This is a genomic window from Photobacterium sp. MCCC 1A19761 (assembly GCF_037389125.1).
Lineage (GTDB): Bacteria > Pseudomonadota > Gammaproteobacteria > Enterobacterales > Vibrionaceae > Photobacterium.
This window is the reverse complement of record NZ_JAZGTF010000025.1, coordinates 1-12151: the sequence shown is the minus strand read 5'-3', so window position 1 is coordinate 12151 and position 12151 is coordinate 1. Positions and strand designations below refer to the sequence as shown.

14 protein-coding genes and 1 pseudogene are annotated in these 12151 nt (G+C 51.4%); 11 read left to right on the top strand and 4 right to left on the bottom strand.

The window, feature by feature from the left end; all coding sequences use genetic code 11:
• Nucleotides 1–28: 28 nt before the first annotated feature.
• The 9 genes and pseudogenes from VV869_RS18800 to VV869_RS18760 all read left to right on the top strand — a co-directional run bounded on the left by VV869_RS18800 (nucleotide 29) and on the right by VV869_RS18760 (nucleotide 6463).
• The gene (locus VV869_RS18800; protein WP_337736453.1) at nucleotides 29–406 is read left to right on the top strand and encodes a hypothetical protein; all 378 of its coding nucleotides are present in this window, start codon (nucleotides 29–31) and stop codon (nucleotides 404–406) included.
• Between the two features lie 183 nt (nucleotides 407–589).
• Entirely contained in the window at nucleotides 590–1201 is a 612-nt protein-coding gene (locus VV869_RS18795; protein WP_337736452.1) for a Crp/Fnr family transcriptional regulator, read from the top strand.
• Nucleotides 1202–1256: 55 nt separating this feature from the next.
• Entirely contained in the window at nucleotides 1257–1703 is a 447-nt protein-coding gene (locus VV869_RS18790; protein ID WP_337736451.1) for a methyltransferase family protein, read from the top strand.
• A 166-nt stretch (nucleotides 1704–1869) separates the two neighbouring features.
• On the top strand, nucleotides 1870–2337 hold the full coding sequence (locus VV869_RS18785) for a GNAT family N-acetyltransferase (protein ID WP_337736450.1): 468 nt from the start codon (nucleotides 1870–1872) through the stop codon (nucleotides 2335–2337).
• Nucleotides 2338–2449: 112 nt separating this feature from the next.
• Complete coding sequence (gene yqfB, locus VV869_RS18780; protein ID WP_337736449.1) at nucleotides 2450–2779, top strand: N(4)-acetylcytidine aminohydrolase; 330 nt, start codon at nucleotides 2450–2452, stop codon at nucleotides 2777–2779.
• Between the two features lie 32 nt (nucleotides 2780–2811).
• The gene (locus VV869_RS18775) at nucleotides 2812–3354 is read left to right on the top strand and encodes a GNAT family N-acetyltransferase (protein WP_337736448.1); all 543 of its coding nucleotides are present in this window, start codon (nucleotides 2812–2814) and stop codon (nucleotides 3352–3354) included.
• A gap of 27 nt (nucleotides 3355–3381) precedes the next feature.
• Nucleotides 3382–3522 (top strand): annotated as a pseudogene (locus tag VV869_RS18770) (GNAT family N-acetyltransferase); the annotation flags it as partial.
• 525 nt (nucleotides 3523–4047) lie between these two features.
• The gene (locus tag VV869_RS18765; protein WP_337736447.1) at nucleotides 4048–5409 is read left to right on the top strand and encodes a hypothetical protein; all 1362 of its coding nucleotides are present in this window, start codon (nucleotides 4048–4050) and stop codon (nucleotides 5407–5409) included.
• Between the two features lie 127 nt (nucleotides 5410–5536).
• On the top strand, nucleotides 5537–6463 hold the full coding sequence (locus tag VV869_RS18760) for a hypothetical protein (RefSeq protein WP_337736446.1): 927 nt from the start codon (nucleotides 5537–5539) through the stop codon (nucleotides 6461–6463).
• 120 nt (nucleotides 6464–6583) lie between these two features.
• Here the strand turns inward: VV869_RS18760 and VV869_RS18755 are convergent, their stop codons facing one another.
• The 4 genes from VV869_RS18755 to VV869_RS18740 all read right to left on the bottom strand — a co-directional run bounded on the left by VV869_RS18755 (nucleotide 6584) and on the right by VV869_RS18740 (nucleotide 10692).
• A complete protein-coding gene (locus VV869_RS18755; protein WP_337736445.1) occupies nucleotides 6584–7246 on the bottom strand; it encodes a CHRD domain-containing protein in 663 nt (220 codons plus the stop codon).
• 259 nt (nucleotides 7247–7505) lie between these two features.
• Complete coding sequence (locus tag VV869_RS18750; protein WP_337736444.1) at nucleotides 7506–7958, bottom strand: YaiI/YqxD family protein; 453 nt, start codon at nucleotides 7956–7958, stop codon at nucleotides 7506–7508.
• 88 nt (nucleotides 7959–8046) lie between these two features.
• On the bottom strand, nucleotides 8047–9642 hold the full coding sequence (locus tag VV869_RS18745) for an ABC-F family ATPase (RefSeq protein WP_337736443.1): 1596 nt from the start codon (nucleotides 9640–9642) through the stop codon (nucleotides 8047–8049).
• A 156-nt stretch (nucleotides 9643–9798) separates the two neighbouring features.
• A complete protein-coding gene (locus VV869_RS18740; RefSeq protein ID WP_337736442.1) occupies nucleotides 9799–10692 on the bottom strand; it encodes a DMT family transporter in 894 nt (297 codons plus the stop codon).
• Between the two features lie 126 nt (nucleotides 10693–10818).
• Between VV869_RS18740 and VV869_RS18735 the strand changes: the two genes are divergently transcribed.
• Both VV869_RS18735 and VV869_RS18730 read left to right on the top strand, forming a co-directional pair.
• Nucleotides 10819–11718 (top strand): LysR substrate-binding domain-containing protein, encoded by a 900-nt coding sequence (locus tag VV869_RS18735; RefSeq protein ID WP_337736441.1) that lies wholly within the window; start codon nucleotides 10819–10821, stop codon nucleotides 11716–11718.
• 98 nt (nucleotides 11719–11816) lie between these two features.
• Nucleotides 11817–12026: an integrase gene (locus VV869_RS18730; RefSeq protein WP_337736561.1), complete on the top strand. Its 210-nt coding sequence runs from the start codon at nucleotides 11817–11819 to the stop codon at nucleotides 12024–12026.
• The last annotated feature ends 125 nt before the right edge of the window (nucleotides 12027–12151 follow it).

Below are 12151 nucleotides of genomic sequence, written 5' to 3'. Positions count from 1 at the left end.
GTTGTTTAATCATGAAAAGAGAAACAAAATGGACAGAAAAACCATCGGCTTCCTACTGGGTCTCAGTGGTATGGCCCTCTGGTTCATGCCTTTAGCCTATATCGATTTCGGCGGCTTCGGCGGCATGTTCAAGGGCGTGCAGTTATACCAAGCCGGTCATCACATCGGCGGGATTGCCTACTTCCTCCTTTTCGCTTCCGCTTCTTGCGCAATCACCGCCTGGTTTCAGCTGAAACCCCTGGCAACCCTTTCCGCAACTGTCGCCTCCGCGATCTGTGTCTGGTTTTTGGTTCAGGCCGGCACGTCCGCGGCCTGGGGCCTCATCGGCCTGAGCCTGGTCTCGATTTCCAGCCTGGTTCTGGCTCTCAAAATGAACAAAGAGCCGGCACTTAGCGAAGCGAGCTAAACACACGGCTTCTCCTCAAGGCGGCAAAGGCCGCCTTATATCATATCTCTCCGCATACTTTCATAAAAATGACGTGTTCTGCCCCGAAGGATCCGCCCCCTCAGTCGAATCGAAGCCGTTGCCATTTGCAAACCCGACCACCACGTGAAATAGTTTGCATGACAACGTCAGGTAAGGATACATATGGACCGTCATCACCAAACACTGTTAGAACTCACTTTTTCAGCCATTTCACCGTTGAGCCAGGCGGAGTTTCAAGCAGCCCTGCCCCTGTTTACTTTCCGCCATTACGCCCCCAAAACTGACATTTTCGTAGCCGGGGACCGTGTGTGTGAGATTCACTTTTTACTGGACGGGATCGGCCGCTATTTCTATATCGATGCTTCCGGTACCGAGCGCAACAAATCCTTAGTCAGAAAAGGGGGAGCGTTTGCCAGTGTCATTTCACTGGTCGAAGGCCACGGCAGCCCGTTTTATACCCAAGCCATCACCGACTGCACGGTCGCCTCAATCAACTACCCTGCGTTGATCGAACTGAGCGAACAACATCACACCTGGTCGGTGTTCCTGCGCCGGATCTATGAGCGGTTGGTGTTGAAAAAAGAGAAACGAGAAGCGGATTTTTTACTGCTCAGTGCACGGCAGCGCTATGAGCAATTTCTGAATGAATTCGGTGAAGATAGCGTCCGGATCCCGCTGCGACATGTCGCCATGTACCTGGGGATCACCGATGTGACCCTGTCCAGGATCCGCCGGGAGATGAACCTGACCGCGCAGGGACTTAACATAGGTTAAGGCACCGATCGTGATCTCCTTTTATGGTTGAGTCCCCTTTGACAGGAGACTCACCATGAGAAAGTTATTACCACCAATACTGTTTGTGATGTTTATTGCGGCCATGTGCGTGATCTGCTGGGCGCTTGGCATGAATCACCTGATTCCAACCCCTTACCATGTTGCCGGGCTGCCCCTCCTCCTCGGCGGACTTGCTCTGGCTGCCACAGGCAAAAAAGTATTTCGTCAGCGCAACACCAATATCATGACCTTCGGGCAGCCGGATGTTCTAGTGACCGACGGCATTTTTCAATACACGCGAAACCCGATGTACCTGGGCTTTTGCATCGCGTTAACCGGTGTCGCCATCCTCATTGGGGGCTCCATCATCGCCTTGCTGCTGACCGCGCTCTTCCTGTGGATCACGGACCGATGGTACATCGCTTTTGAAGAGCAAATGATGCGCAACACTTTTGGTGCTGAGTATGACGCCTATTGCCAGAAAGTCCGCCGCTGGATTTAAGTCACGAATTCGACCGCAGAACCCGACATTGCGCAACCGCACACATAAATACAAGCTGAGTTAACAGCTTTTCCGTATGGCGGTTGCGCAATAAAAACATCTGCTGTAAAAACCAGACCAACGCAATGATTTCACGAATTATTATCACCTTGGAACTGAGTTATCAATGACGCTAGAGACGGAACTGTTGCTGGGCAGAGCCAACGCAGAGTGCATCCCCATCGCATTGCTGCTCGAAGCTGATCCGTGCGAAAAACAAATCGCAACCTATCTTCACGGCTCACTGTGTTTTATCGCCCGTCAGGCTGAAGAAACGCTCGGCGCATGCGTGTTAAAGGCGCACAGTGATGAACGGATTGAGCTTTTCAATATTGCGGTCAGCCCAAACGCTCAAGGCCAAGGGGTCGGCTCTGCTTTGCTCCGTTTTGTGATCGCTGAAGTCAAAGCGCTCGGATTTCGACAAATCGTCTTAGGGACCGGAACATTCGGTTATCAGCTGACGTTCTACCAGCGGCTAGGCTTTCGGGTCGATGGCGTCATCAAAGACTTCTTTATCGAGCATTACGAGGACGCTATTTTTGAGCACGGCATTCAACATAAAGACATGTTGCGGCTGGTGCTGGAACTCCATTAAACTGCTGCGTATTCATGACGATTACGGGCAATTTCTGATTGTCCCCTGTCGTTCAACCTTGAAGCTTCGCCCGCAACCGGCGCTCATTCGCTGCCTTGTAAGGAAATACCCCATGACAACGCCCCCAACCAAGATCACCTTTTTCGAGATGCTGACCCCTTTGATCGTCTCGGGGAAAAAGACCATCACCATCCGGGACGAATCTGAAAGTCACTATGTTCCCGGCACTCAGGTTGAAGTCTTTACGCTGGAAACCGACGAGAAGGTCTGTGACATCGAAATCCTCTCCGTCGAGCCGCTCCAGTTTGACGACATTAACGAGTTTCATGCCGAGCAGGAAGCGCTGGAGCTGTCCAAACTCAAAACGCTGATCCGTGAAATTTATCCGGATATCGATCAGCTCTATGCCATTACCTACAAGCTGATCAACAACGAATCCTGAACCCGGGATCACCCAACAGATAAGGACTGTCTGTGTTTCAACTCAAGACCGAACATTTGCTCATCCGCGATATGCGTCCCGAAGACGAGGACGCTTTCGTGGCGATTTCTCAGGATGAAAAGTATCAGCGCTTTTACGATGAATCCGATTGTGACCCGAACAAATATCGGAAGCTGACCCAGCTGTTTATCGCGCAAGCCAACGAAGTACCGCGTCGGAGCTATCAATTGGCAATCGAACATCAAGCGACCGGTGCATTCATCGGCACGGTCTGCTTGCGTCTGGAAGACAATCGTCAGGCATCCATGGGTTGCGGCTTGTCCCGGCATCATCAGGGACAGAACCTGATGATAGAAGCTGCTCGGGCGCTGGCTGACTTCGGGTTTCAGGAGCTCAATATCCATCGCATCTACGCCGAAACCATCGGAGAAAACAAAGCTGCAATTCACCTGTGCCGACGCTTAGGGATGCGCCAGGAAGCACACTTTCACCAGCACCGCTTTTTCAAGGGCCAGTGGTGGGATACGGTTGTCCTCGCGATCCTGAAATCAGAATGGGAACAATTGCCGCGATAACATCAAGCGGTGAAAACGCTTACCCTGGGGTGTCAGCATGCGCTGGTCGATACCCTCAGTTTCTAAGCGCGGCCGTTTTACGAGAAGCATGGCTATCAATGTCAAATGACCCTGGAGAACTACCCCGAACAGGGGCAATTGCATTTTATGACTAAGCCACTAATTTAAGCTACTGATTTAATTCACTGGTACCCTGATTATTCGGCGTCGTTTTAAGCGAGATCAAATCCAATAGCCTCAAAACGGCGGATACTCAGGGACTTTTAAACAACACCCGCGAGGAAATAACATATTCAACGAATTCAATCCGTTGAGAACCCTTGTGTTTTAAACTCAACTTATTTTATTAATAATTTAAACAACAAAACCAGGCTTAGTGAACGGACAATTTCACCATGTATATAAAATAGCTCAACCATTGTCGTTCAAGCCGATTGAAATTATTATTTTGTCTTTTCAATAACTTTTAAAAATAAAAATCGCAATTACATTTTTACATCTCATTCTGGATCAGATATCACGATATATTAATTGTACAACGCCTCGCATCCCCTAGGATTAAACTACTTTCCGCGGCAGTACGAACGAAAAGTAAGTTCAAGTCAGTATCTGAACTCAAACTCAAATATTCATTAGGCTATTTCAGTCATGAATGACGACTAACCACCTGAACACCAACAAGGAAAAAGGTTTATGTCTAATAATGAGAATTTATTCAGTCAGATATATCAGCAACTCAGCACTCAACTCGGCATTGAGTATTTGCAAATGAACGGTACGCCACAAAACTTTACCTGGAATGTTGCGCCGACGGGACAAATGGATCCAACAGCCTATCAAATGATTAGCGCGATGCCGAACTGGTCCCCCGTGGGTAACTTCTCCCCCACCGCCACACGTTTTTTTGATGCCTACAAACAAATTTTCTCGCATGTTACTTTTAAAGTCAGCCCGGAACAGCAACAAGCGGTGACAGACGCGACGAATCAGGTGACCCAAAAACAAAATGCCATTGTCCAGGCTGAAAGTAATATGAACCAAGCCTACCTGGCCGCCAAGCAAAATGGCGGCGTGATTTTTGAAGCACAATACCCCACCATCAGCGATTGGCTAGCATCGCCCCAGGCGCAAAGCTATCAAACAGCTGTCAAGGATGCGACGGCAGCGTTCAATCAAGCGCTGGCATTTAAGTTACAACTCGAAAAAGCCTTTATGCCGCAAAGCCTGCAAAATGCAATTGAGGCGACGGTCATGCCAACATCCAACCCCGCTTCAGCAACTGCACCGCGCGGATGGGTCAAGGTTCCGAACGGCAGCGGCATCCTGGAATGGCAGCCGGAATTTAAGATTGGCAAGTCCGGCCAGGACTGGCGCAACGAGTTAACCAACGGCAGCCAGGGCGCATTTACCATTACGCTCGATGCCAGTGAACAGTCTTCGGCCATGAATCACTCCTGGGCTGGCGGGAGCGCGGGCTACAGCACCTTCTTCTGGGGCGTACACGGCAGCGGCGGCTGGGAGAAAATTGATCTCAGTTCACAAGATTCCAGCCTCAAGGCGGAGATCAAAGTCGAAAGCAGCACCTTGGTCGATGTTTCACCCGGCGACTGGTACGACGGCGGCTTCCTCAATGAACTGGCGAATGCCACGCAGGGCCAATCCGGCCAGGGATTTACCATCGTCAGTCCTTGGGTTGCGAATGGTCCGCAAGGAAGCAGCTCACTGTTTGGTCAGTACGGCATTCTGACCACCGGTATTGTTCAGTTGCTCGTCGCTTACAAACCAAGCTTTAAAGTGACCATGAGTAAAGCGACCTACAACCGGAACTACGAGAAGTTCAACGGCGGTGGCGGTTTCCGTATTGGGCCATTTAACTTTGGCGGCAATGGTGGCCATGAAAGCGAGTATGTCCACAGTACATCCGGAAATAATACGTTCGAAGGAGAAACAACCTCAGAAAATCCTGTAATTCTAGGGGTGGTTGTGAGCTTCCCAGGGAATGTCTCCCCCAACGCCAACAAATCCAAATCTGCGGCAGATTTGGCAGAAGTGTAATCTTCACCATCATCGGGGCAGCCTGGCTGCCCCGAACTCAGCCCATAGAGCGATGACATTGCTGAATCACACAGTCAGGAAAAGCCCGCTCGTATACCTCACGTTTTTTACATTGTTGGTTTTGACGATGGCCTTTTTCACAATCCATGAAAACCAAAGCACCGACCCGGTGCTGACCATCCAGGGACAGGTGCTCATCCCCAGTAAGACCTGGTCCTGGGAACAGACGACAACCGGAACCTTGCCTCTAAGTATGGTCAACTTCAGTGACACCCTACCGGCTTCATGCTCCAGCGGTACGTTTGCATTTGGTACGGAGCGGTTGTTTAACAGCTACAGCCTGCTGCTGAACTTAATAGATGAGAACAGCTTTCATCCCAAGCAACTTCTGCTCAATGCGCGGCAGAAAATCACACCACCAACCCAGTCTCCTGCCAACGACGGTGATGCGCCCCAAGGCTGGGCCAAAACCAAAGACGGCTCCGGCATTTTGCGCTGGACTCCGGCCTACAGTGTCAGTCTTTGGTCCGACGAATGGGTTGCACAAATCACCAAAGGATCGAACCCCCAAACCATTCGCATTCCGATACAAAGCCCGATCTCGCTGAAAATAGGGCACACCAATCCGCTCGAACTGCCGCTGCATACCGAAAGCGACTATCTGGAAATCAGCGCGCAGGCGTGGAATCGCATCAAAATCACCCCGGGGAGCTGGTTCGACAGCAGCTTATTGACGTTCATTAAACAGAACAAACCTGGATTACAGGGGGGAGCCAGTCTGGACGCCATCTTAGGGGCAAACGGACTACTCCATTGCCGGGTATCTGAACTGATCGTGGCTTATCAGCCGACGGTTGAATTGGCCGCCTTGGGGAGCGTGAAAGCATCCATTGAACACGCGGTGACCACCTCAGATGCCCTCACGATTGGGAATATCAAATTCAATCGGGCAGAAAAATCCGCCGAGAAAAGTAATGGGATCAATACGATATACAGCTTATCGTCAGACTCTGAACTCCCCATCATCATTGCCGTCAACGTGGTTCAACTCTAATCTTTCACGGCGACGCCGAGATATCTGGCACCTGATCGCAGGCAGTGACAAAGCTTGATAGCTTGATAACTTGAGGTACTGAAAATCCCCGCGCCTCTTCAGGCGCGAGGGTGAACAACATTATTTGTATTTGCGATGGGACTCCTTGGACGATTCATCGTCATCCGTGTTGTCCGGATACTTCTTATACGTTTGGGATGAATCATCGGACTTCTCGGAATAATTATCGGACTTCTCAGGAGTCTTCGCGCTACTGTTTGCTTGATAATCAAGGTTGCCGCGAAGCTCTCCGGAAGGAAACGCATCACTGTGGACATTCACGTACGCAGCGCCATTCATGATGGCCTGTTTCAGCGCGTAAAAATCACCGGCACTGATCCCCTGGGCTGCGTTCTCCACCACATCATCGCTGGTAATCATCCCTTGGAGTCTTTCCCCGGGCTCCGGGCAAGACGGTACATTCGCCGGTGCGCTGGCCGCATCATTGCTACAAATAAATGCAATCACGCCCCCATTCGTCCCGGGCTTACCAAAATGGATATGTGCAAATTTAATGGGTCCGGCAAGATACTTATACCGGAAGGAAAAATACAACTTGTCGTAACTTAACCAAGCACTGAAACTCCCGGAGCCTTTCGTGTAGACGGCGGGGACTTCTTGAAAGCCGTCCAGTGCAGCGGAGAGATTGGTTGATCTTGGGGTGGCATGATTGGCCAGGACAGAGCCACTGAGCGTTACTCCGAGCCCGAGCAATAGCATGGACTTTGTGAGTTTATTCGTCATTCTTTTACCCTCGCGTTATCTGGGGATACGTTAATGCTTCATCGGGTATCAACCTCTTCTTATTCGTTAAGCCACTGCCCTTCTCGTGCTCAGCGGCATGAACGCAGTTAAAAACGACATAACACCCCCATCCCCCGGTGATGCCGTCTGGATAGCGACAAATCTCTGGCGAAGTATAGTCGTTCAGATCCCCACTGACAGAATATCTGTTTCCTCCAGACAGCAATAACCGTGCTAAAGCTCAGATCCTGCGACGGTTTTATTTCTTATGGTACTTCGCCAGCATCGTATCCAGTTTGTTGGCGAAGTTCTGGCGGTCGGCCTGATTCAGGGGCGCCGGGCCGCCGGTTTGAACGCCGCTGCTGCGCATGGTTTCCATGAAATCGCGCATTTGCAGACGCTGTTTGATGGTGTCTTTGGTATACAGTTCGCCGCGCGGGTTCAGGGCGTGAGCGCCTTTGGTGATCAGCTCATCCGCCAGCGGGATATCTGCGGTGATCACCAAATCGCCGGCTTCCGCTTGCTGGACAATGTAGTTGTCTGCGACATCAAAACCCGACTCGACCTGAATCGAGCGGATATGCGGTGACGGCGGTACCCGGACAAAATGGTTGGCCACCAGTGTCACGGGAATCGCAACCCGATTGGCAGCCCGGAATAAAATCTCTTTAATCACATTCGGACACGCATCGGCGTCTACCCAAATCTTCATCGTTTATTCTCTCGTATAAGAAAGCCGCCTTGACGGCGGCTTTCTGAATTTCAAAGCATCAAAGGTTCAACAACCAGACGTTGTGACCTTAGCCTTCCAGACCTTTCTTCGCCAGGTACTCATCGTACGTGCCGTGGAAATCTTCAACGCCGTCTTTGGTGATCTCAATGATCCGCGTGGCGATTGAAGAAACAAACTGACGGTCGTGCGATACAAACATCAGAGTGCCTTTGTAGTTTTCCAGTGCCAGGTTCAGGGATTCGATCGATTCCATGTCCATGTGGTTGGTTGGCTCATCCATCAGCAGGATGTTTGGTTTTTGCATGATCAGCTTACCAAACAGCATGCGGCCTTGCTCACCACCGGAAATCACGCGCACAGATTTCTTGATGTCGTTTTGCGAGAACAGCATCCGACCCAGGATGCCACGAACGGTTTGCTCGTCGTCCCCATCGTTCTTCCACTGGCTCATCCAGTCAATCAGATTCATGTCTGTGTCGAAGTCATCAGAGTGGTCCTGAGCATAGAAACCGATATTGGCATTTTCAGACCACTTGACCATCCCGTCCATCGGGTCCATGGCACCAGCGAGAGTATTCAGGAACGTAGACTTACCAATACCGTTTTCACCGATAATCGCGATGCGCTCACCGACTTCAACCATGAGTTTGACGCCGTTGATCAGGATGTTATCGCCGTAGCCCTGCTTCAGACCTTCCACTTCCAGCGCGTTACGGAACAGCTCTTTTTCCTGCTCGAAACGGATGAACGGGTTCTGACGGCTGGACGCTTTCACTTCTTCCAGCTGGATCTTATCAATTTGTTTCTGACGAGAAGTCGCCTGCTTCGCTTTCGAGGCATTGGCCGAGAAACGGCTGACGAAGGTATTCAGTTCTGCGATCTGAGCTTTCTTCTTGGCATTGTCCGCCAGCAGACGCTCACGCGCCTGGGTTGCAGCAACCATGTACTCATCGTAGTTGCCCGGGAACAAGCGCAGCGCACCGTAGTCAAGATCCGCCATGTGAGTACACACACTGTTCAGGAAGTGACGGTCGTGCGAGATGATGATCATGGTGCAGTTACGCTCCAGCAGCACGCGCTCCAACCAGGCAATGGTGTGAATGTCCAGGTTGTTCGTCGGTTCGTCGAGCAGCATGATGTCCGGGTTGGCAAACAGCACCTGCGCCAACAGAACCCGAACTTTGAGGCCCGGTGCAACCGCGCTCATCAGACCAAAGTGCATGTCCTCAGAAATCCCCAGGCCCAACAGCAGCTCCCCGGCACGGGCTTCGGCTGAATAGCCGTCCATTTCCGCAAATTCAACTTCCAGATCAGCAACGCGCATGCCGTCGTCTTCAGACATCTCCGCCATGGCGTAGATACGATCGCGCTCTTCTTTGATTGCCCACAGCTCTTTGTGACCCATGATCACCGTGTCGACAACCGTGTACTCTTCAAAGGCAAACTGATCCTGGCCCAGTTTCGCCATACGCTCGTTCGGATCTTTGGAAACAGTACCGGAAGAAGGCTCCAGCTCGCCGCCCAGAATTTTCATGAACGTCGACTTACCACAGCCGTTGGCGCCGATCAGGCCGTAACGGTTGCCTTCACCAAACTTGACTGAGATATTTTCAAACAATGGCTTATCGCCAAACTGCATTGTGATATTTGCGGTAGAAATCAATGTACTGTTCCAATGTTGATATATTTAACAAGCATGAAAAAAGCTGCCGGACCGACAGCTTTTGCCTTGTGAACGCGGGGGAGTATATCAGGTTTCGTGATCTACATCATCTATGGATCCATGTTATTGTGCCGCCATCAAAAACACCGCGCCCCATCAGGGTGAGTTTTCGGTCACAGACGTCTGACTGGCGTGAAGCCTGCGACTGTTCTGCTTCTCTACCCGGGCCAGCCAGATCAACGGAACAATAATCAGGGCGGTTCCCGCCAGCATGGCCATGTCCGGAATTTCATCAAACCAGATCAGCCCGATCCCAACCGCGCCAAGCAAACCGGTATACTCGGCACTGGCTATCTTGTTGCTCTCCACACGCCGGTAGGTGGCCACGCAAATCCCGGCATAGACCAGAATAAACGCGCTGGATCCCGCGGCTGTCATCAGCAGGTTCCAGTCCCAACGCTCTCCTTCCCACAAGGCCAGACACAGCGAGACCGGAATGCCTGCGGCATTGGTCAGCAACAGCGTCTGGGGCACGCTCTGATACGGCGGCAATTTGCGGATCAGCAAGTTATTCCCGGCCAGCGTCAGCGCGACGATCAACGCAGCGATCGCCGCCCAGTCAATTTGCGTAGGACGGATAATCACCAGTACCCCGACAAAGCCAACCAATCCGGCCAGCATGGAATAGCGAGACAACTGCTCTTTGTACAACAAGTAGGCCAACGGCAGCATCAGCAATGGCGCAGCATAGAAAATCGCATTGGCAGTCGCTAGCGGCATAGCGTTAATCGCCACCACCATAAACACCGCGCCCAAAAGCCACACATGGGCCCGCAGCGTGTGCCACTTCAAACCATCCGTAAAACCCGCCCTGCCGTGGTGAAGACAAAACGGCAGTAAAATCATCACGGCTGTGATCTGGCGGAAAAACACAAACTGAAACACCGCCACTTCTTCCCCCAGCGTTTTCACCAGGGCATCCGAGAAAACGGCGATCAAATTACCCACCACCAGCAGGGTCATCGCCACCCCGACAGACATCACTGGCATAACTCCTCCATTGAGGACGGATCAGCCGTCCTCATTTCCTTTTAATCATCCAATGGCAGAAGCTTAGTTGATACGTTAGTATCGATGGTAATGATATTTATTGGTTATTTATGAGCTGAGCTAATAATGAAATTACCGCCCCTTCGCGCCGTGCAGTGCTTTGAAGCCGTGGCCCGACTGAACAGCTTCTCGCAAGCTGCTGTTGCCCTGAACGTCACCCAAAGTGCCGTCAGCCATCAGGTGCGACTGTTGGAAGAATATCTGGGTGAAAGCCTGTTTATTCGCGGCGGACGCAAACTTTCCCTCACGGTGCTGGGTGAGCGCTATTTTGAAGATATTTCCCACTCGCTCCAGTGTATTTCTCAGTCCAGCCAGCAGATCCGCGAGGGTGAATGTGGACGGCTACGGCTGGCCTTGTACAGCTCGCTTGCCGTGAAATGGCTGGTGCCGCGGCTGGAAAATTTCCGTCAGCTTCACCCGGAGATCGAGCTGACCTTAAAAATGGTCACTGAAGAGCCGGAATTCACCGACCAGTGTGCGGACTGCTTTGTTACGGCGCACCCACCCCGTAAGAACTTTACCGCCGAGTTCCTGTATCAGGAAACGCTCTACCCGTTCTGCAGCCAGAAGCTGTGGCAGAAAATACAGGATCAACCGCTTCCGGAAGCCATCTGGCAACAGCCTTTACTCTCCGTGCATTCTATCTTTAATTCAGAGCAAGGGGCCGACTGGAAAGCCTGGTGTAAACTGGGCGGGTTCGAACTCCCTGCGAGTGCCAACATGAGCTATTTCAGTCACATGGTTCTCGCCGCGGAAGCTGCGAAATATCATCAAGGCATCGCCTTTCTCAACGACTACTTCCTCAATGATCAGGACCGGCAACATCTGGTGCGCATCCCCACCCATGAATTGCCGACTGGCGACAAGCTCTACTTCACCTATAAAAAATCACGGGCAAGACAGCGTGAAATCATCGCCCTGGGCCGCTGGCTGAAACAGCAATGCTTTGATTATGAGGGGCAGTAGTGGCGCTTTTTCCCTTGTAGAAAGATTTACAGCGACTACGACTATTACGGAAACGCGCGCTAGGCAAAGTTTGGGAAGCCCTCTGCCAAAAGGCCGGCATTCCACACCGGAATCAGTACCAGTTGCGGCACACGTACGCCAGCTGGATGATCACCCACGCGAACGTCAATGTCAGTTACCTGGCGCAGCAAATGGGCCACGCCGACATCACCATGGTCGCCAAGGTCTATGGGAAGTGGTTAACGGAATCGAACAAGAAAGAGTCCGATCGGGTGTGGGGGGAATTGCAGAAGGTTCAGAAGAAGTAAACTGTAGTGGTCAAGTAAAATTGGCCACAGTTTTAGAGTCATTCCAGAATAACCGTTCTGACTCATTTGGCGTCAAACCACCGTTATATTGATGTGGCCTGACCTTGCTGTAATATTCCGTGATG

Bases quoted from the DNA above. Each gene is read 5' to 3' on its own strand.
- VV869_RS18800 (WP_337736453.1), top strand. From the start codon at position 29: ATGGACAGAAAAACCATCGGCTTCCTACTGGGTCTCAGTGGTATGGCC.
- VV869_RS18795 (WP_337736452.1), top strand. From the start codon at position 590: ATGGACCGTCATCACCAAACACTGTTAGAACTCACTTTTTCAGCCATT.
- VV869_RS18790 (WP_337736451.1), top strand. From the start codon at position 1,257: ATGAGAAAGTTATTACCACCAATACTGTTTGTGATGTTTATTGCGGCC.
- VV869_RS18785 (WP_337736450.1), top strand. From the start codon at position 1,870: ATGACGCTAGAGACGGAACTGTTGCTGGGCAGAGCCAACGCAGAGTGC.
- yqfB (WP_337736449.1), top strand. From the start codon at position 2,450: ATGACAACGCCCCCAACCAAGATCACCTTTTTCGAGATGCTGACCCCT.
- VV869_RS18765 (WP_337736447.1), top strand. From the start codon at position 4,048: ATGTCTAATAATGAGAATTTATTCAGTCAGATATATCAGCAACTCAGC.
- VV869_RS18760 (WP_337736446.1), top strand. From the start codon at position 5,537: ATGGCCTTTTTCACAATCCATGAAAACCAAAGCACCGACCCGGTGCTG.
- VV869_RS18755 (WP_337736445.1), bottom strand. From the start codon at position 7,246: ATGACGAATAAACTCACAAAGTCCATGCTATTGCTCGGGCTCGGAGTA.
- VV869_RS18750 (WP_337736444.1), bottom strand. From the start codon at position 7,958: ATGAAGATTTGGGTAGACGCCGATGCGTGTCCGAATGTGATTAAAGAG.
- VV869_RS18740 (WP_337736442.1), bottom strand. From the start codon at position 10,692: ATGCCAGTGATGTCTGTCGGGGTGGCGATGACCCTGCTGGTGGTGGGT.
- VV869_RS18735 (WP_337736441.1), top strand. From the start codon at position 10,819: ATGAAATTACCGCCCCTTCGCGCCGTGCAGTGCTTTGAAGCCGTGGCC.